Annotated in this window: 19 protein-coding genes; 18 read left to right on the plus strand and 1 reads right to left on the minus strand. The window is 69.4% G+C overall.

The genetic code is table 11. The features are described 5' to 3' along the window. Positions 1–126 precede the first annotated feature (126 nt). The 3 genes from fabG (at position 127) to ABIB25_RS02875 (ending at position 2,085) form a co-directional block, all read left to right on the plus strand. The gene (gene fabG / locus ABIB25_RS02865; RefSeq protein ID WP_354526883.1) at positions 127–870 is read left to right on the plus strand and encodes a 3-oxoacyl-ACP reductase FabG; all 744 of its coding nucleotides are present in this window, start codon (positions 127–129) and stop codon (positions 868–870) included. 71 nt (positions 871–941) lie between these two features. Continuing rightward, positions 942–1,721 carry an enoyl-ACP reductase FabI gene (gene fabI / locus ABIB25_RS02870; protein ID WP_354526884.1) on the plus strand — a complete coding sequence of 260 codons (780 nt, stop codon included), beginning with the start codon at positions 942–944 and terminating at the stop codon, positions 1,719–1,721. Positions 1,722–1,899: 178 nt separating this feature from the next. Then, entirely contained in the window at positions 1,900–2,085 is a 186-nt protein-coding gene (locus tag ABIB25_RS02875) for a CsbD family protein (protein ID WP_354526885.1), read from the plus strand. Positions 2,086–2,118: 33 nt separating this feature from the next. On the opposite strand, the gene ABIB25_RS02880 is transcribed toward ABIB25_RS02875, so the two are convergent. Further along, entirely contained in the window at positions 2,119–2,892 is a 774-nt protein-coding gene (locus tag ABIB25_RS02880) for an Rv1486c family protein (protein WP_354526886.1), read from the minus strand. A gap of 69 nt (positions 2,893–2,961) precedes the next feature. Between ABIB25_RS02880 and ABIB25_RS02885 the strand changes: the two genes are divergently transcribed. The 15 genes from ABIB25_RS02885 (at position 2,962) to ABIB25_RS02955 (ending at position 18,754) form a co-directional block, all read left to right on the plus strand. Further along, positions 2,962–3,801, plus strand: coding sequence for a DUF3097 domain-containing protein (locus tag ABIB25_RS02885; RefSeq protein ID WP_502919738.1), 840 nt, complete (start codon positions 2,962–2,964; stop codon positions 3,799–3,801). Between the two features lie 97 nt (positions 3,802–3,898). Beyond that, the gene (locus ABIB25_RS02890) at positions 3,899–4,330 is read left to right on the plus strand and encodes an NfeD family protein (RefSeq protein WP_354526887.1); all 432 of its coding nucleotides are present in this window, start codon (positions 3,899–3,901) and stop codon (positions 4,328–4,330) included. 80 nt (positions 4,331–4,410) lie between these two features. Then, the gene (locus tag ABIB25_RS02895; protein WP_354526888.1) at positions 4,411–5,817 is read left to right on the plus strand and encodes an SPFH domain-containing protein; all 1,407 of its coding nucleotides are present in this window, start codon (positions 4,411–4,413) and stop codon (positions 5,815–5,817) included. Positions 5,818–5,926: 109 nt separating this feature from the next. Beyond that, entirely contained in the window at positions 5,927–7,618 is a 1,692-nt protein-coding gene (locus ABIB25_RS02900) for an ABC transporter substrate-binding protein (RefSeq protein ID WP_354526889.1), read from the plus strand. Positions 7,619–7,625: 7 nt separating this feature from the next. Further along, a complete protein-coding gene (locus ABIB25_RS02905; RefSeq protein ID WP_354526890.1) occupies positions 7,626–8,567 on the plus strand; it encodes an ABC transporter permease in 942 nt (313 codons plus the stop codon). After that, positions 8,564–9,406 (plus strand): ABC transporter permease, encoded by an 843-nt coding sequence (locus ABIB25_RS02910; RefSeq protein ID WP_354526891.1) that lies wholly within the window; start codon positions 8,564–8,566, stop codon positions 9,404–9,406. The genes ABIB25_RS02905 and ABIB25_RS02910 overlap by 4 nt, the downstream gene beginning before the upstream one ends. Next, the gene (locus ABIB25_RS02915; protein ID WP_354526892.1) at positions 9,403–10,224 is read left to right on the plus strand and encodes an ATP-binding cassette domain-containing protein; all 822 of its coding nucleotides are present in this window, start codon (positions 9,403–9,405) and stop codon (positions 10,222–10,224) included. The genes ABIB25_RS02910 and ABIB25_RS02915 overlap by 4 nt, the downstream gene beginning before the upstream one ends. Beyond that, the gene (locus tag ABIB25_RS02920) at positions 10,221–11,129 is read left to right on the plus strand and encodes an ABC transporter ATP-binding protein (protein WP_354526893.1); all 909 of its coding nucleotides are present in this window, start codon (positions 10,221–10,223) and stop codon (positions 11,127–11,129) included. The genes ABIB25_RS02915 and ABIB25_RS02920 overlap by 4 nt, the downstream gene beginning before the upstream one ends. After that, positions 11,126–12,409: a M20 family metallopeptidase gene (locus ABIB25_RS02925; RefSeq protein WP_354526894.1), complete on the plus strand. Its 1,284-nt coding sequence runs from the start codon at positions 11,126–11,128 to the stop codon at positions 12,407–12,409. The genes ABIB25_RS02920 and ABIB25_RS02925 overlap by 4 nt, the downstream gene beginning before the upstream one ends. Next, positions 12,406–13,482, plus strand: coding sequence for a P1 family peptidase (locus ABIB25_RS02930; protein WP_354526895.1), 1,077 nt, complete (start codon positions 12,406–12,408; stop codon positions 13,480–13,482). The genes ABIB25_RS02925 and ABIB25_RS02930 overlap by 4 nt, the downstream gene beginning before the upstream one ends. A 96-nt stretch (positions 13,483–13,578) precedes the next feature. Next, complete coding sequence (locus tag ABIB25_RS02935) at positions 13,579–15,042, plus strand: aldehyde dehydrogenase family protein (protein WP_502919725.1); 1,464 nt, start codon at positions 13,579–13,581, stop codon at positions 15,040–15,042. Next, a complete protein-coding gene (locus ABIB25_RS02940) occupies positions 15,039–15,845 on the plus strand; it encodes an SDR family NAD(P)-dependent oxidoreductase (protein WP_354526896.1) in 807 nt (268 codons plus the stop codon). The genes ABIB25_RS02935 and ABIB25_RS02940 overlap by 4 nt, the downstream gene beginning before the upstream one ends. 30 nt (positions 15,846–15,875) lie before the next feature. Further along, positions 15,876–16,550 carry a DUF998 domain-containing protein gene (locus tag ABIB25_RS02945; RefSeq protein ID WP_354526897.1) on the plus strand — a complete coding sequence of 225 codons (675 nt, stop codon included), beginning with the start codon at positions 15,876–15,878 and terminating at the stop codon, positions 16,548–16,550. Between the two features lie 193 nt (positions 16,551–16,743). Beyond that, the gene (locus ABIB25_RS02950) at positions 16,744–18,051 is read left to right on the plus strand and encodes an NAD(P)/FAD-dependent oxidoreductase (protein ID WP_354526898.1); all 1,308 of its coding nucleotides are present in this window, start codon (positions 16,744–16,746) and stop codon (positions 18,049–18,051) included. Between the two features lie 166 nt (positions 18,052–18,217). Beyond that, positions 18,218–18,754: a MarR family winged helix-turn-helix transcriptional regulator gene (locus tag ABIB25_RS02955; protein WP_354526899.1), complete on the plus strand. Its 537-nt coding sequence runs from the start codon at positions 18,218–18,220 to the stop codon at positions 18,752–18,754. The last annotated feature ends 37 nt before the right edge of the window (positions 18,755–18,791 follow it).

Genomic DNA, 18,791 nt, shown 5'->3' on the forward strand with positions numbered 1-18,791 from the left:
GGGACGGCCCTCCGCGGCGCGGCGCGCTCGCATGTCAGCGCCCGCGGCTTCTGCCCGATAGGGTCATCTGGCGCGGCGGCCCACGGGTGCTGCGGTGTCCGACGATCTGTCCCTGGAGGTAGTTGCGTGTCATCGGCTGACTCGGTGGGCGAATCCCACCCGTTCGTACCGCGCTCGGCGCTCGTCACCGGCGGGAACCGGGGGATCGGCCTGGCCATCGCGCGTGATCTGGCCCGGGCCGGTCACCGCGTGACGGTCACCCATCGCACCGGCGAACCACCGGCGGGCCTTGCCGGTGTGGTGTGCGACGTGACCGACCTCGGATCGGTGGACGCAGCCTTCAAGCAGGTCGAATCCGAGCAGGGTCCGGTCGAAGTGCTGGTCTCGAACGCCGGTATCACCGAGGACACCCTGCTGCTGCGGATGAGCGAGGAGTCGTTCACCCGGGTGGTCGATGCCAACCTCACCGGTGCCTACCGGGTGGCCAAGAGAGCTTCGTCCGGGATGTTGCGGAAACGCTGGGGCCGGATGATCTTCATCTCCTCGGTCGCTGCACTCTCCGGCGGCGCCGGTCAGGTCAACTATTCGTCGTCCAAGGCCGGTCTGGTGGGCATGGCCAGGTCGATCACCCGTGAGCTCGGCTCCCGCAACATCACCGCGAACGTGATTGCGCCCGGGTTCGTCGACACGGACATGACCCGGGAGCTACCCGAGGCCCGAGTGGACGAATACCTGGCGGGCATCCCGCTCGGCCGTTTCGCACACCCCGAGGAAATCGCCGGTGCGGTCACCTTTCTCGCCTCCGAGCAGGCGTCGTACATCACCGGTGCAGTGATCCCGGTCGACGGCGGCCTCGGTATGGGCCACTGACCCGATCCACCACTTCTCCATCCCCGACGCACCACCAAACCCCCCAGTAGAGACAGACGAGGAACCACCACATGACCGGAATCCTGACCGGCAAGAACCTGCTGATCACCGGAGTGATCACCGAGGCGTCCATGGCCTTTAACACCGCGCGGATGGCGCAGGAGCAGGGTGCCAACGTGGTGCTCACCGGTTACGGGCGGCTGTCGCTGGTGGAACGCATCGCGAAGCGGCTGCCGGCCGAGGCCCCGGTGGTCGAGTTGGACGTCACCGATCAGGCCCACCTGGATTCGCTGGCCACGCGTGTCGGCGAGTACATCCCGAGCATCGACGGGGTACTGCATTCGATCGGATTCGCGCCGGCCGGGGCGCTGGGTGGGGATTTCCTTGCCACCGCCTGGCAGGACGTCGCGACGACCGTCCACACCTCCGCGTTCTCGCTCAAGGCCCTGGCGGTCGCCTGCCTGCCGATGATGTCCAGCGGAGGATCCGTCGTCGGGCTCGACTTCGATGCCCGTCAGGCGTGGCCGGCCTACAACTGGATGGGCGTGGCCAAGGCCGCCCTGGAGTCCGTTTCGCGCTACCTGGCCCGGGATCTGGGGCCCAAGGGCATCAGGGTGAACCTGGTGTCGGCCGGTCCGGTGCGCACGATGGCCGCCAAGTCGATCCCCGGGTTCTCCAGCCTCGAGGACGCCTGGACGGGCCGCGCCCCACTCGGCTGGGACACGTCCGACCCGACCCCCGTTGCCAAGGCCGTCTGTGCCCTGCTGTCCGACTGGTTCCCCGCGACGACGGGTTCCATGGTGATGGTCGACGGTGGATTCCACGCACTGGGATTCTCCGACCGGGAGTGACGCGGTCGGCTCGGCCCCGCGCTCCCAGGTGAGGCCCGGCCCGCGCTCCCAGGGCAGGAAGGGCTGGAGAAATGTTGTGAATCAGCTGATCTCGGTGTAGATCCGGCTGATCCGGGCACTCATCCTGGCGAGCGGTCGGCACACCACGGACCGACCCCGACGAGAGAAAGGCCCCATCATGTCCATCGGAGACAAGATCCAGCACGCCGCCGAAGAAGGCGCCGGCAAAGCGAAGGAAGTTGCCGGCAAGGTGACCGGGAACGAGGATCTGCAGGCCGAGGGCCAGGGCGATCAGGCCAAGGCCAACGTCAAGCAGGCCGGCGACAAGGTCGGCGACGCAGCGAAGGACATCGTCGGGAAGTAGTCATCCCGGTGCGGGTCTCGGCCCGCTACCTGCTCAGCGCCGGGTCCTGCTGACCGTCTCGGTCGCCAGGACCCGGGCCGCTGCGGCCACCGCCGCCCGTCGGCCGGCCCGGACCGCTGTGGTCAGTGGCCGTAGGGCGTCGTCGACCACGGCGAGTTCGCGACTGGTCACGGCCGCGGTTTCGTGGCCGGCCGCCACGGCGAGCAGAGCCTCCAGCGAGATGACCTTCGCCAGCAACGCCGACGCGGCAGTCGGGGCCCCCGGTGGCATGTCCACCGCTTCGTCCAGCATTCGGCGCCGCACGTGTTCGCGAACCTGTTCCGAGCCCCTCGCGATGTCCACCGCGATCAACGACCGTGTGGCATCGGCCATGGCGCCGTCGATCTCTCCGTTGGCTTCGCTGATCGTCAACGTCGGGTGGCCGCCCGGACAACGGTGCACGCGCCACTGACCGTCGGCCGGCACCACCCCGATCTCGAGATCCGGGAAGACCACCACCGCTCCGGCGTCCAGGGCCGGGACGGTGATGTCGCCCCCCGGGGGCAGACCACGAAGATCGCCGGCGGTCGGCAGCAGTAGATCGGGGATGCCGCCACCGACCATCAGTGGCAGCAGTGACATCGAACCTGCGGTGGGCGAACCCGGCCCGGGCAGCCCGGTCGCCTGCGCCACCGCGGTCGAAGCCGCCCGGACTCCGACGCGATGTCCGGCGGCGTCCACGGCGGCCAGCACGTCGTCGGTGCTGCGACCGCCGACACGCGCGGCGGCCCACAGGGCCAGCGTGGTCGCGGCGTGCACAGAGGACATGCGTGCCACCGTACGTGACGCCGCGTAGCGTCAGCGGGCGTGGCCAAGGGATTCGACGACAGCGTCCGCATCAGATACCAGGGGGCGTCCGCCCTCCCGACCCGACCGGGCGACTACGGGAACGACGTGCTGTCGACCCCGAGGGCGCGACGGGTGATCCCCGAGGTGCCGGCCGAGACCGACCTGGTCGCCGAGGATTCCGACTCCGGTTTCTGCGGGGCGGTGGTCGCCTGCACGTCGACCGCGGTGACGCTCGAGGACCGCAGGGGCCGACGACGGATGTTCCCGCTCGAACCGGCCAGATTTCTGATCGACGGCAAACCGGTGACGCTGGTCCGCCCGGCTGCGGTGGCGGCCGGGCCGGCGTTGTCCGCCTCCGGATCGCGGGCGGTGGCGGGCCTCCGGGCCCGGACGGCCCGAGCGGCCCGCATCTGGGTCGAAGGTATCCATGACGCCGCCCTCGTCGAACGGGTGTGGGGGCACGATCTGCGGGTCGAGGGCATCGTCGTGGAGCCGATCGACGGTCTGGACAATTTGCCGGCGGCGGTGGCCGAGTTCGGTCCGGGGCCGGAGCGGCGCCTCGGTGTGCTGGCCGACCACCTCGTCCCGGGATCGAAGGAGACCAGGATCGCGGCCGGCATCACCTCCCCGCACGTGCTGGTGACCGGGCACCCCTTCATCGACATCTGGGCGGCCGTGCGGCCGGAATCGGTGGGCATCAGGGCCTGGCCGACGGTGCCGCGGGGAACGGACTGGAAAACGGGAGTGTGTGCAGCCCTTGGTATTTCGGATACCGGCACGATGTGGGGACGGGTCAACGGCGCCGTCCGCGACTATCGCGATCTGGCGACCCCGGTCGTCACGGCGGTGGAGCGGCTGATCGACTTCGTGACTGCTCCGCCGCGATAGCGCGGTTCCCGGTGTGCCGCGGCGACACGACGTTCCGGTAGCGAACTGTGACCGTGCACCCGCCCGACCACCGTCCGACCACTGGCAGACTGGACCCATGCCGGCATGGGTGTGGTTCAGCGGAGCACTTCTGCTGTCGCTGGCCGAGCTGCTGGGCGGCGAGTTCGTGCTGCTGATGCTGGGCGGTGGAGCCCTGGTCACGGCGGGCGTCGCCTGGTTGGCGCCGGATCTGCTGTGGCTGCAGCTCCTCGTCTTCGCGCTGACCTCCGTCGGGCTGGTCATCGGCGCCCGCCCTCCGCTGCTGCGCCGTTTTCAGGGTCCGTCCCGCATCCGGACCGGGATCGACGCCGTGATCGGGTCGAAGGCGATGGTGATCTCCACCGTCGATTCCTCGGGCGGGCAGGTCAAGATCGGCGGCGAGGTGTGGTCGGCGCAGGGCGTCGACGGGCATCGTCCGCTCACGCCGGGCACTCCGGTGACGGTCGTCGAGGTCCGCGGCGCGACGGCAGTGGTCATCTGGGGACCATGACCTACCGGTTCACCGCGCGCCGACGGTGCACACTCCAGGGGTAGGGCAGACAGGCGGCCGCAACTCGACGAGGAGCACTCATGGATCCAGTTCTGATCGGCGCGTTGATCGTCGCCGTTCTCGCGATCATCATCGTGATCCGCTCGGTGAAGGTGATCCCACAGGCCCAGGCGGCCGTGGTGGAGCGCCTCGGCCGATTCCACAAGACGAACAACGCCGGGCTGGTGTGGCTGGCACCATTCCTCGACCGGATCCGGGCCCGCATCGATCTGCGCGAGCAGGTCGTGTCGTTCCCGCCGCAGCCGGTGATCACCGAGGACAACCTGACCGTGTCGATCGACACGGTCGTGTACTTCCAGGTCACCGACCCGCGCGCCGCGGTCTACGAGATCGCCAACTACATCGTCGCCGTGGAGCAGCTCACCACCACCACCCTCCGGAACGTCGTCGGCGGGATGAACCTGGAGCAGACGCTGACCAGTCGTGACGCCATCAACGGGCAGCTGCGCGGGGTGCTCGACGAGGCGACCGGGAAGTGGGGGATCCGGGTGGCCAGGGTCGAGCTCAAGGCCATCGACCCGCCGCTGTCGATCCAGGACTCGATGGAGAAGCAGATGCGCGCCGACCGGGACAAGCGCGCCATGATCCTGACCGCCGAGGGCCAGCGGGAGGCGTCGATCAAGACCGCCGAGGGTCTGAAGCAGGCTGCGGTGCTGACCGCCGAGGGCGCCAAGCAGTCGTCCATCCTGGCGGCGGAGGGCGAGCGGCAGTCCCGGATCCTGCGGGCCCAGGGTGAGCGGGCCGCCCGCTACCTGCAGGCCCAGGGGCAGGCGAAGGCGATCGAGAAGGTGTTCGCCGCCGTGAAGGCCGGCAAGCCGACCCCCGAACTCCTGGCCTACCAGTACCTGCAGACCCTGCCGCAGTTGGCGCAGGGTGACGCGAACAAGGTCTGGATGATCCCGAGCGACTTCGGCAAGTCCCTCGAGGGCTTCGCGAAGATGTTGGGCGCCAAGGGTGATGACGGGGTGTTCCGTTACGAGCCACCGAAAGACGAGCCCTCGGACAAGCCGGCCGCGAGGCCGGGGGACATCGACGACGACGTCAAGGACTGGTTCGAGGGAACGTCGTCCGCCGAGGTCGCAGAGGCCGTCAGGCAGGCCGAGCGAGAGGCGCAGTTGACCGTCGCGGACCAGGACGCGATCCGGGCGGCCGGGGAGCGGGCGGACGCAGACGCGGCGCGCGCAGCGGCCGCACGTGCACTGGCCGCACCGCCGTACCGGGCTCCGATGCCTGCGGTCGAGGCGCCCCGTCATCCGGCCGCACCGCCCTCCGGACCGCAGTACCTGCCGCCGGCCCCCGGTTACCAGGGCTATCCGGCTCCGGGTCAGCACCCGGGGCAGGGTCAGCCGCCCGCGCCGGGCCAACCCGCTCCCGGCGGACCGCCCGCCTGGTACCAGCCGCCGCCCGAGACCGGCCCGCAGCACTGAGAATCCCGATTCGTGTGGGATGAGCCACCTCGATGCGGCGAGTGGGTGCCTGCTGCGTGGTGCGATGATTCTCCGACGCCGTAACGACCAGTCTGGTGAGAGGCATTCGATGAGCGTCACGAATCGCACCGCGAAGCGTTTCCGTCTGCTCACTGCAGCGTTCGTCGGCGGCCTCCTGGTGCTGTCGGCCTGTTCGGCCGGGCAGTCGGTCACCCCGACCTCGTCGAGTTCGACTCCGGCCGCGACCTCCTCCTCGTCCGGTTCGGTAGGCACAAGTTCTGCCGCAACAGGTTCCGGTGCCAGTTCCGGCCCGGCAACGTCCGGACCTGGCAGCACGGTTGCCCCGACCACGGCGGCCCCGGTGTCCGACGCCTCGCTGTCCATCGGGTTCATCCTCGAGCCGTCCAGTCTCGACTTCACCCAGGCTGACGGCGCAGCCATTCCGCAGGTGCTCTTGACCAACGTGTACGAGACGCTGGTCAAGCTCGACCAGAGCGGGACGATCATGCCGAGCCTGGCGCAGAAGTGGACGGTCTCGCCGGACGGCAAGACGTACACGTTCACGCTGCACTCGGGGGTCAAGTTCTCCGACGGGGCCGCCTTCACCGCGGACGACGCGAAGTTCTCCATCGACCGGGTCACCACGGCGTGGAAGCCGGTGGCCTACCGCGCGCAGATGGCCGAGGCCGCGTCCGCCGACATCAAGAACGTCGTCATCGCCTCCACCACCGTGGTGTCGCCGACGGTGTTCAAGGTCGTGCTGGCCAAGCCGAGCAACTCCTGGCTGTTCAACCTGACCGGTCGGGCCGGCGCGATGTTCTCCCGGACCGGGGTGGCCGATCTGGCGAACAAACCGATCGGCACCGGGCCCTACACCTTCCAGACCTGGAATCGTGGTGACTCGATCGTGTTGGCGCGCAACGACTCCTACTGGGGGACGAAGCCCTCGGTGAAGACGGTCACCTTCAAGTACTTCAGTGATCCGGTCGCGATGAACAACGCCCTGCTGACCGGCGGCATCCAGGTGGTCTCCACGGTCCAGACCCCGCAGGCCCTCGGCCAGTTCAAGACGGGTGACAAGTACCAGATCATCGAGGGCGCCACCGATGGCGAGGTGCAGATGACCCTCAACGACGGCAAGGCACCGCTGAACGACGTCCGGGTACGGCAGGCCATCAACTACGCCATCGACAAGAAGGCGATCCTGCAGAACGCCTGGGCCGGTTACGGAACCGTCATCGGCTCCCACGAATCGCCGAACGATCCGTGGTTCGTCGACGAGGCCGACAAGTATCCGCACGACGTCGCGAAGGCCAAGGCGCTGCTGGCCGCGGCCGGTCGGTCGAACCTGACGTTGAACCTGGCGCTGCCGCCGGTGCCGTACGCCACCGCGGCCGCGCCGATCATCATCTCCGAGCTCGCCGAGGCCGGCATCACGGTCAAGGCCACCAACGTGACGTTCCCGGTCTGGCTCGACCAGGTCTTCAGCAAGGCCGACTACGACATGACGATCATCAACCACGTCGAGCCGCGGGACATCGGGGCGCTGTGGGCCAACCCGACCTACTACACCCGCTACCACAACCCCGCGGTGGCCAAGCTGCTGGCCGACGGCGACGCCGGGACCCCGACGGAGTTCATCGCCGACTACAAGAAGGCCGTCGTGCTGCTCGCCGACGACGCGGCCGCCGCCTGGCTCTGGTCGTTCCCGAACCTGATCGTGGCGGACTCGAACGTCAAGGGGCTACCGAAGAACGCCGTCGGCGAGGCGTTCGTGCTCGCCGGTCTCTCGGTGGGCTGATCGTAGGGTGCTCTGGCGAATCGTCCGACGTCTGCTGGTCTTCCTGGCCAGCGTGGTGGTGGCCTCGATCGCGGTGTTCTGGCTGCTGTCCGGGCTCGGTGATCCGGCCCGGATTGCCCTCGGCACGTCGGCCACCGACCAGAGTGTCGCGGAACTCCGCGGCCAGATGGGGCTCGACCGGCCGCTGGTCGCGCAGTACCTGTCCTGGGCGCAGGGCGCCGTGCACGGCCAGTTCGGCAACTCGTTCGTGAGCAAGGCGGCCATCGGTCCGCAGTTGTTCGACCGGTTGTCCGTGACGCTGTGGCTGGTCGCCGGGGCGATGGTGATCTCGCTGATCATCGCGTTGCCGCTTGGTCTCTTCAGCGCGCTGTGGCACCGACGGGCCGCCGGCTGGATCATCTCCGGGATTACTCAACTCGGCGTGGCGGTACCCGCCTTCCTGGTCGGCATCCTGGCCGTCGCGGTGTTCGCGGTGAAGCTCGGGTGGCTTCCGTCCGGTGGATACGCGGTGCCGGCCGCCGACCCCGTCGGCTTCCTGCAGCACATGGTGCTGCCGTGGTGCTCGCTCGGCCTGGTGCAGGGCGCGGTGCTCACCCGCTACGTCCGCTCCGCGGTGCTCGACGAGATGGGCCAGGACTATCTGCGTACCGCCCGGTCCAAGGGGCTGACGCCGTTCCAGGCGCTGCTGCGCCACGGCGTCCGCAACGCCTCGATCCCCGTCCTGACGGTGCTCGGCGTGCAACTGGTGACGATCCTGGTCGGCGCCGTGGTCGTCGAGCAGGTGTTCGTCATCCCCGGGATCGGATCGTGGCTGGTCAAGTCGGTCGGTGACCAGGACACCCTGCAGGTCCAGGCGATCGTGATGACGCTGGTGGCCATCGCGCTGGCCGTGTCGTTCGTGATCGACGTCCTCTACAGCCTGATAGATCCGAGGTTGCGACAGCGATGACCGACCGGAAAATCGAACGCGGGCAGCGGCTCTCGCCGACCCTGCTGATCGGCGGCACCATCGTCGCGGCGATCGTGCTGGTCGCCGTGGTCAGCTTCTTCTGGACACCGTGGTCGACGATCCACACCGACGTGAACTACCCGGCTGCCGGCCCCGGTACCGCCGGGCACTTCCTGGGCACCGACACCCGCGGCCGGGACATCGCCTCGCTGCTGATGGCCGGTTCCCGGACCACCCTGTACGTCGGGATCCTCGCCGTCGGCATCGCCGCGGTGATCGGTACACCGCTGGGCATCCTGGCCGGCATGGTCCGCCGGGGTCCGGCCGAGTTGCTGATGCGCGTCACCGACCTGATGCTGGCCTTCCCGGCGCTGCTGCTGGCGCTGGTCTTCGCCACCATCTGGGGAAGCTCGCTGACCACTGCGATGACGGCGATCGGCGTCGCGAGCATCCCGTCGTTCATCCGGGTCGTCCGGTCCGGGACCGTGGTGGTGATGACCACCGACTACGTGCAGGCTGCGAGGGTCGCCGGCCGCCGGCGATTCGCGATTGCCGCCCGGCACGTGCTGCCGAACGTGATGGGGTTGGTGATCGTCCAGGTCTCGGTCTCCTATGCCATCGCGATCCTCGCCGAGGCCGCGCTGTCCTACCTCGGGCTCGGGGCCGGGCCGACCACCGCGTCCTGGGGACGGATGCTCTACGAGAACAGCGCAGCGCTGACCTACGCCCCGGTCATCCTGATCTGGCCGGGCCTGGCCATCGCGCTCGCGGTCCTCGGGTTCAACCTGCTCGGCGACGGACTGCGCGACCGCCTCGATCCCCGGCTGGCGGGCCGATGACGACAGGCGCGCTGCTCACCGTCGACCACCTGAGCATCGCGGTCGGGTCGACGGAACTGGTCAACGACGTCTCGTTCGTCATCGAGCGGGACGAGCGGTTGGGCATCATCGGCGCATCCGGTTCGGGCAAGACCCTGACGTGCCTGGCGGTGGCGGGTCTGTTGCCCGACGGTCTGAAGGCGACCGGCTCGGTGCACCTGGACGGCGTGCACACCGACCTCGCCCACGGCGCGGAACGGCAACTCGCCCGGGTCAGGGGACTGCGGATCGGCACCGTCTTCCAGGAGCCGATGACGGCGCTCAACCCGACCATGACGATCGGCCGGCAGGTCGCCGAGGTGATGGTCCGGCATCGGATGAAGACTCGGAAAGCAGCCAGGGCAACCACTCTCGAGTTGTTGACCAGTACCGGCCTGCCCGACCCGGAACGGATGGCCCGGTCGTACCCGCACCAGCTGTCCGGCGTGCAGCGGCAGCGGGTGGTGCTGGCGATCGCCATCGCGAACGGCCCCGACCTGTTGATCTGCGACGAGCCGACCACCGCCCTCGACGTCACGGTGCAGGCCAGGGTGCTGGAGCTGATCGCGCAGCAGAGCCGCGCGGTCCGGGCGGCCCTGCTGTTCATCTCGCACGACCTGGCCGTGGTGGCGTCGATCTGCGACCGGGTGCTGGTGATGTGGCAGGGCCGGATCGTCGAGCAGGGCAGTGTGATCGACGTGCTCAGCGACCCGCAGCATCCGCACACCCGCCAACTGCTGGCCGACTCCGACCTGTCCGTCCCGGATACCTTGCCGGCGACTGTCGAGGATCTTGGATGAACAGCCCTGCCTCGCCCGTCGAGACCGATGACTCGTTGCACCCGGCCGTCGAGATCACCGATGTGTGGCGGCGTTTTACCCGCCCGAAGTCGTCCCCGTTCGCGAGGACCAGCACGGTCGACGCGCTGGCGGACGTCAGCCTGTCCATCCCGCGCGGGTCGCGTTTCGGGATCGTCGGGGAGTCCGGATCGGGGAAGACCACGCTGATGCGGCTGATCGCCGGGCTCGACCAGGCGACCAGCGGAACGGTGAAGGTCGGCGGCACCGATCTGACCGGGTTGCGGGAGGGCCAACTGGGGTTTCTCCGCAAGAGCCTGCAGATCGTCTTCCAGGATCCGATGGGTTCGCTCGATCCGCGGATGCGGGTCCGCAACATCGTCGCCGAACCGTTGCAGGTACAGGGGATCAGGGACGTCGACGCGGCGGTCGCCACCGCCCTCGAGCAGGTGGGTCTACCGCCCGACGCCGGTCGCCGTTACCCCCACCAGTTCTCCGGGGGACAGCGTCAGCGCATCTCGATCGCCAGGGCGATCGCGCCGGAACCGGAGATCCTGCTGGCCGACGAGGCGGTGTCGGCGCTGGACGTCACGGTGCGGGCGCAGATTCTGGCCCTGCTGGAATCCATTGCGATGGAACGGCAACTGACGTTGATCTTCGTCTCCCACGATCTGGCCGTGGTGCGGCGGGTGTGTGACCAGGTGGCCGTCCTGCAGAACGGTCGGCTGATCGAGACCGGGCCGACCGAGTCGTTGTACCGCTCTCCGCAGCAGCGGTACACCCGCGAGTTGCTGGCCGCCGTGCCCACCCTGGCCAAGAGTCTGGCCGCGGCCGGGGCCAGGCAGAGCGCCCGGGGCGCGGGAGTCACCTCAGCCGATTCAACCGATGAGGCAGGATCGACCGCATGACAGACCCGATCGCCGACGACGGTGCGCCGTATCCCGACAGCCCGTCGTCCTCCGACAGCCCGCTCGTGCGCGACGCTGCCACGGCAGTCGTGGAGCTGACCCAGGCCCTCGTCCGGCTGCCAACGTTCGTCCGCGCCGACGGTGACGACGTGGAACGGCCGGCCTCCGAGCTCGTCGCCCAGGTGATGCGTGGCTTCGGCTGGGACGTCATGGTCGAGGAGATCGCCACCGGGCGGACCAACGTGGTGGCGGTGATCAACGGCAGCGGTCCCGGGCGCACCCTGATGTTCGAGGGTCACCTGGACGTCGTCACCCCGGGCGATGTGGACAGCTGGTCGTTCCCGCCGTTCTCCGGTGACATCGTCGACGGCCGGTTGCTCGGCCGTGGTTCGGCCGACATGAAGGCCGGGGTGGCGGCGATGATCCACGCGGCCCGGGCCACCGAGATGACCGGCTTCAGCGGCCGCATCATCGTCGCGGCGCTGGCCGACGAGGAGGGAATGATGCTGGGCGTCAAGCACTTCGCCGCCTCCGAGCTGGCCGGGTCCGGCATCGACGGCGTCATCGTCTGCGAGCCCGAGGGCGGCGAGGTCTGCGCCGTCGCCAAGGGGGCGATCCGGCTCCGCATCGACCTGCAGGGCGTGATGGCGCACGGCGCGATGCCGCACCAGGGCCGGAACCCGCTGCCCGCGATGGGTTCCCTGCTGATGGGGCTGTCGGAGCTGGAGCGTCAGGTGGCCGAATCGGTCGGCACCCATCCGCACCTCGGCGACTTCTACCTGACCCCGACGGTGCTGGCCGCCGGCGAGCCGACCCAGATCAACGTCATCCCGGCCTCCGCGTCGGTGTATCTGGACATCCGCACCATCCCGGCCGTCGGCCACCAGGGTCTGCTGCACCTGATCACCCGGCTCGCGGAGCAGATCGCCGACGACGCCGGCCTCACCGTCGCCATCACCGTCATCGACGACCGGCCACCGGTCGACACCCCCGAGGACTCGCCGATCGTCCGGGCCCTGGTCCAGGCCCACGAATCGATGACCGAGACGCCGGCGGTGATGGGCGGGGTACCCGGGACGACCGACGGCACCATCCTGACCAGGGATGCCGGCCTGCAGACCGTGGTCTACGGCCCAGGTGGGAAGTGGATCGCCCACACGAAGGACGAGTACGTCGACGTGTCCGACATCATCAGCTGCTTCGGGGTCTACGCGCTGGCTGCCCGCATCTTCCTGGCCGAGCCCGGTCGGCCTGCCGATTCGGCGGATCCGAACCGGTGATCGGCTACCCGGCCGGTCCGGGCAACGCGCTGACCGACGTCTCAGGGCTCCGAATCGGCCACCACGAACGGACCGACGGCGGCTATCTGAGCGGTACGACGGTGATCCTGGCGCCCGACGATGGCATGGTCGCCGGGGTCGATGTACGCGGCGGGGCGCCGGGGACGCGGGAGACGGACCTGTTGCACCCCACCGCATCCCCGAGGCTGATAAACGCCATCGTGCTGACCGGGGGGAGTGCCTTCGGGCTGTCGGCTGCGTCCGGCGTCACCGATGCACTCGCCGCCCGCGGCGTCGGCTTCGCCGTCGGACCGCCCGGTGCGGTGGTGCCGATCGTTCCGGGCGCGGTGCTGTTCGATCTGGGCCGCGGGGGTGATTTCACCAAGCGCCCCGGCCCGGAGTTCGGGCTCGGCGCGGTGACCGCAGCTCTGCGGAACGGCCCCGACACCCGGATGGGTCCGGTGGGCGCAGGGTCCGGCGCTGTCACCGCCGGGATCAAGGGCGGCGTCGGGACCGCGTCCGCGGTGACGCCCGACGGGATCGTGGTGGCGGCGCTGGTGGTGGCCAATGCGGTCGGCTGCCCCGTCGATCCACGCAACGGCGAGTTGCTCGGGGCCCGCAACCTGCGCCCGGAGGACTTCCCGGGACTGCGGATCCCGACGACTGCGGACCGGGATGCGCTGTTGCACGCCGTGATGAACACCGGGCCACACCTGCGGACCCCCGGCGGGCCTGCGCCCTCACCGGTCCAGAACACCTCGATCGGGATCATCGCGACCAACGCGACGCTGACCAGGGCGCAGTGCACCAAGATGGCCGGCACCGCGCACGACGGACTGGCCCGCGCGCTCAACCCGGTGCACACCCAGTTCGACGGCGACACGCTCTTCGCGGTCTCGACCGGGGCGGCTCCGGTCCCGGACGAGATCGGGTTGCACCACATTCTCTGCGCAGCAGCGGATGTGGTGACCAGAGCCCTCGTGAGGGGCTTGCTGGCAGCACAATCGGTGACCACCGGAGGCGGGTCGTGGTCCAGCTACCTGGATCTCGCCCCGTCCGCCCGCGGCGGCTGACCCGGTGGTCGACCGAACGGCCGAGGCAGTGGACGGGCCGGCGGCCGCGTCCGGGTCCACGGATCGCCTCGGACCCCGGATGGCAGAGTGGTGGGCGTGATCGACGACCGGATCCGCCCCCCTGACGGCTGCCTGCCCATCGGGGAAGGGTGGAGACCGGCCCCGAGGCAGGCGCCGGTCCTGTTTCCCTGGGACGGGAGCGTCGTCGCCAGTGCGCCGGTCGGAGACGTGGAACTGGCCCGGGCGGCGATCGATGCGGCCTACGAGGCTCGACGAAGCGTGGCTGCGCTGTCCACCGGCACGAGAATGGCGGTGCTGCAACAGGTTGCAGAGATGCTGCACGAGAACGCCGGGCCGCTGGTCGAGCTGTTGATCTCCGAGACCGGCAAGCCCCGCACCGACTGCGAGGTCGAGGTGGCCCGCACCACCCTGACCTGGGAACTGGCCGCCCACGAACCGGCCCGGTTGCAGGGCGAGACCGTTCCGGTGGACTTCCTGCCCGGCGCGGAGTCGTTGATCGCCTCCTACACCCGTCGTCCGGCCGGGGTGGTGGTCGGCATCGCCGGTTTCAACTACCCGTTGCTGCTGGCATCGCACAAGATCGCCCCGGCCATCGCAGCGGGCTGCCCGGTGATCATCAAACCGGCGCCGGCGACGCCGCTTTCGACCCTGTGTCTGGTGGCTGCCGTCCGTGTCGCCCTGGCCGCCGCCGGCGCCCCGTCGGTCGCTGTGCAGGCGGTGACCGGCGGCGCCGAGGTCGGCACCGAGCTCACCATCGACCCCCGGGTGGCGATCGTGTCGTTCACCGGATCGGCTGCTGTCGGCCATGCCATCGCCCGGGCCTGCGCACCCCGGCGGGCGCTGCTGGAACTGGGGTCGAATTCGGCGCTGATCGTCTGCGGCGACGCGGATCTCGCCGTGGCTGCGCGGGCCGTGGCCAGTGGCGGCTTCTACGCGTCGGGACAGGCCTGCATCTCGGTCCAACGGGTCATCGTCGTCGCCGGCGTCTACCGGGAGTTCACCGAGCTGCTCCTTCAGGAAGTCGCCCGGGTCCAGGTCGGCGACCCACGTCTACCCACCGTCCGGGTGGCGCCGTTGATCAACGAGGCTGCTACCGACCGTGTCCTGCAGTGGATCTCGGACGCTGTGGTAGCCGGAGCCAAGAAATTGGCCGGTGGCCGGCGCGTCGGGCGGTGCCTCTCGCCGGCCATCCTGGCCGACGTCCCGGACGGCACCGGCCTCTGGGACGAGGAGGTCTTCGGTCCGGTGGTCGCCCTCCGGGTCGTCGCCGACTTCGACGAGGCGATCGAGGTGGCCAACCGCTCGCGTTACGGGCTGCAGGCCTCGGTCTTCACCACCTCGCTCGCGCTGGCCCACCGCAGCATCGACGAACTGGAGGTCGGGGGAGTGATCGTCAACGAGGTACCCGGATTCCGGTCCGACGCCCTGGCCTACGGCGGGGTGAAGGACTCGGGGATCGGCCGGGAGGGTCCCCGCTGGGCGGTTGCCGAGTACACCGTGACCCGGGCCGCCGTCATCCGGCCGGTGGCCGGCCGATGACTGATACCGGAGTCCCGGAGGGTATTCCCGGCGACCCGAGGCTGGATTCCTACCGCTCGCTGTTCGACCTGACGGGTCGGCATGCGCTGGTGATCGGTGCCGGCGGGATCGGGTCCGAGGTGGCGCTGGCGCTGGCCGCACACGGCGCGCAGGTCACCGCAGCCGACCTCGACCGGGAGGTGGCCCGCTCGACTGCGGACGCCTGCCACGGCGACGCGGTGAGTGTGGACGTCACCGATACTGCCTCCGTCGCCGAGCTGCTGACCCACGGCGTCCCGGACGTCCTGGTCACCACCGTCGGGATGAACGTCCGCAAGCCGATTGCTGACTACTCCGACGACGAGTTCGACCGGGTGATCACGCTGAACCTGCGGGGGGTCTTCACCCTGCTCCGCGCTTTCGGCCCGGCGATGGCGGAGCGCGGCAGCGGCTCGTTCGTCGCATTCTCCTCGATCCGGGCGCAGACGGTAGAGCCCGGTCAGGGTGTCTACGCCGCGAGCAAGGCGGGGCTCGTACAGCTCCTGCGGACGGCCGCGGCCGAGTTCGGTCACTCGGGAGTCCGATTCAACGCCGTGGCCCCCGGGGTCGTCGCCACCGAGCTGACCGGTCAGATCCGCGCCGATGAGGCCTGGTCCGACGCCTACGCCGGAAAGAGCGCGCTCGGCCGGTGGGCCCGGCCGTCGGAGATGGCCGGTGCCGCAGTATTCCTGGCCTCCGATGCCTCGTCCTTCGTGACCGGCTCGGCCCTGTTCGTCGACGGTGGGTGGACCGCGATCGACGGACGCTTCGACCCACCTCTCTGATTGCGCGGGTCCGGAGAGGATGATGCAGGGGTGACGTCCCCGGCCGCTGACCTCGCCGGCTCGCCGACAAGTACGGCGGTGACCCGACCGGCGACCCTGCTCGCGGTCGGCCGGGTCGCAGCGTTGGCCGCACTGGTGCTGTGCGTCCTGCTGCAGGCGATCGACCACGACTTCTTCCCGCCGCAGATCTCGGTGTCCCAGTACGGGATCGGGCCCAACGGCTGGATCTTCACCGCCTGGACCGTGCTGACCGCGATCGCCGTCCTGACGTTGCACGCCGGGGAGCCTGCAAACGGTCATCACTTCGGGTACTGGCTGGTCATCGGCAGCATCGGTCTGGTGACCATGGGGGTGGTCCGCACCGATGCGGGCGGCCTGCAGCAGTCCTGGCACGCCAAGGTGCACATGGTGGGTTCGATCGTCGCCTTGGTGGCACTGCCCATCGGGATGGCGATGGCGATGACGTGGGCCCGCGCCCGGTGGCGTCGGACGGCCTGGATCCTGGTCCTGGTCAGTGCGGGAGCGCTGATCATGGTGCTGCTCTCGGCCACCGGTTCGGCCACCTGGGGGATGGACTCCCCACACTCCTGGGCGTTCTGGCAGTCGGTGGCGGTGACCGTCGACATGGTCCTGCTCTCCACCTTCGCACTGGCGACGTTCTCCCGCCCGCGGGACCCGGACCCCGGCCCGCGCGCGCTCGTCTGAAGCTGCATCGGTCGGTGAGATCGGGACCCGTCAGGATGTGCCAGGATTGGTTGTCCCACATCGGGGCAAGACAGCAGACGAGGGCCCTCGACGACGCCGGCGCCTTGAGAGACTTCCGCGCATCACCGAGTCTCGCCGGCGGGTACCGGTGTGGTCGGATGACGCGGGAACAACCATCAGGAGGATCGGTTAGATGACAGACAGCAGCGCACCTGTTCGGATCGTGACGGCCCGGCGGCGCCCGCACGTCGTCATCGTCGGTGGCGGGATGGCCGGCCTGATGACCCTCAAGGGTCTGCGCAAGGCCGACGTGGACATCACCCTGGTCGACCGTCACACGTACAACGCCTTCCAGCCCCTGCTCTACCAGGTGGCCACTGCGGGCCTGAACCCCGGCGACGTGACGTTCTTCCTGCGCGCGGCCCGGATGTCCCAGCGCAACGTCAGCTTCCGCCAGGGCGAGGTCGTCGGCATCGACAACGAGGGTCAGAAGGTCACCTTCGCCGACGGCGGCGGCATGGCCTACGACTACCTGGTGCTGTGCACCGGCGCAACGACGAACTACTTCGGGACCAAGGGTGCCGAGGAGAACACGATGGCGATCTACACCCGCGCCCAGGCCCTGAAGCTGCGCGACAGCATCTTCACCAGCCTCGAGCACGCCGCCGCCTCTGCCACCAGCGAGGACCTGTCGATGGTCGTCGTCGGAGCCGGGCCGACCGGTGTCGAGATGGCCGGCGCGCTCGCCGAACTCCGCAACGACGCGATGGCGTCGGTGTACCCGGAGCTCGACCCCCGCCGCACCCACATCGTCCTGGTGGAGATGACCAACAAGGTGCTGGCCCCGTTCGACGTCAAGCTCCAGGAGTTCGCCGCGCGTGCCCTCCGCGAGCGCGGCGTCGAGCTCAAGCTGGGTACATCGGTGTCCGAGGTCCGCCCGGACGGCGTGCTGTTCGGCAACGGCGAGTTCCTCAAGGCCGGCGTCATCGTCTGGGCGACCGGCGTCACCATCCCCAAGGCGGTGGCCGGTTGGGGTCTACCCCAAGGTCGCGGTGGCCGGATCACCGTCGACAACGAGCTCCGCGTCATCGGCGTGAAGAACATCTTTGCCGCCGGTGACCTTGCCGTGACCCCGGATCCGCTGCCGCAGCTGGGCACGCCCGCCCAGCAGCAGGGCCTGCACATCGGCAAGGGGATCGGCTCGCTGATCACCGGTCGTTCGCTCAGTTCGTTCAAGTACCGCGACAAGGGCACCATGGCGACGATCGGCCGCCGGGCGGCGGTGGTCGACATCAAGATCGCCGGGAAGTCGATCAAGTACACCGGGACGCTGGCCTGGCTGACCTGGATGCTGCTGCACATCTGGCTGCTGCTCGGGAACCGCAACCGGTTGGCCACGTTCGTCAACCTCTTCACCAAGTATCTGGCGCCCTCACGGCGGACCAACCCGATCGTCGGCGACGTGCCGGTGTTCGAGCATCGGGCCGAGGACAGCAACTGATCTGACAGCTGGTGAGCCCGGAGTCCGCCCTCGGGGATCACGGAATCCGGGCTCTCCGCTCATCTCGCCGAGCTGCCTAGGGTTGGACGTCGGGCGAGCAGCATCACACCTCCGGGTGGTGGCAGAACTAAGGTGATGCGTCAACTAGCCGGGTAGTCTGGGTTTCGTGAGCGAACCCAACTGGCTGAACGCCGACGAATCCCGGGCCTGGCGTTCGCTGCAGTTTCTGAACACGCCGTTGTCGGCTGCGCTCAACCGCCAGCTCTCCCGCGACTCGAACCTGTCCAACGCCGACTATGCAGTGCTGGTGCAGCTGTCAGAGGCGCCGGATCTGAAACTGCGCGCGCGCGACATGGTGGTGGCCATCGGTTGGGAGAAGAGCCGGCTCTCGCACCACATCCGCCGGATGGAGGCGCGGAAACTGGTCGGTCGCGAGGAATGTCTGACGGACGGACGGGGCGCCTTCATCACGCTGACGCCGACCGGCCGGGCCGCGATCGAGCAGGCCGCCCCCGGACACGTCAACGCCGTCCGCTCCTATGTCGTCGACCTGCTCACCCCGGCCCAGCTCGAGTCCCTGGCCGAGATCGGCGAGATCGTCGGCGCCCGACTGAAGGCCGATGGCTGCGCCGAGGCCGAAGCCGCAGGATGCGCCGACACCGATGCCGCGTCCGAGAGCCTGGCCGACAACTGCTCGGCCTGACCGGGCGCTAGAGTCGGGGCCTCATCGGCGGCGAAGG

The sequence above is a fragment of the Nakamurella sp. UYEF19 genome (assembly GCF_040546275.1).
Taxonomy (GTDB): domain Bacteria; phylum Actinomycetota; class Actinomycetes; order Mycobacteriales; family Nakamurellaceae; genus Nakamurella.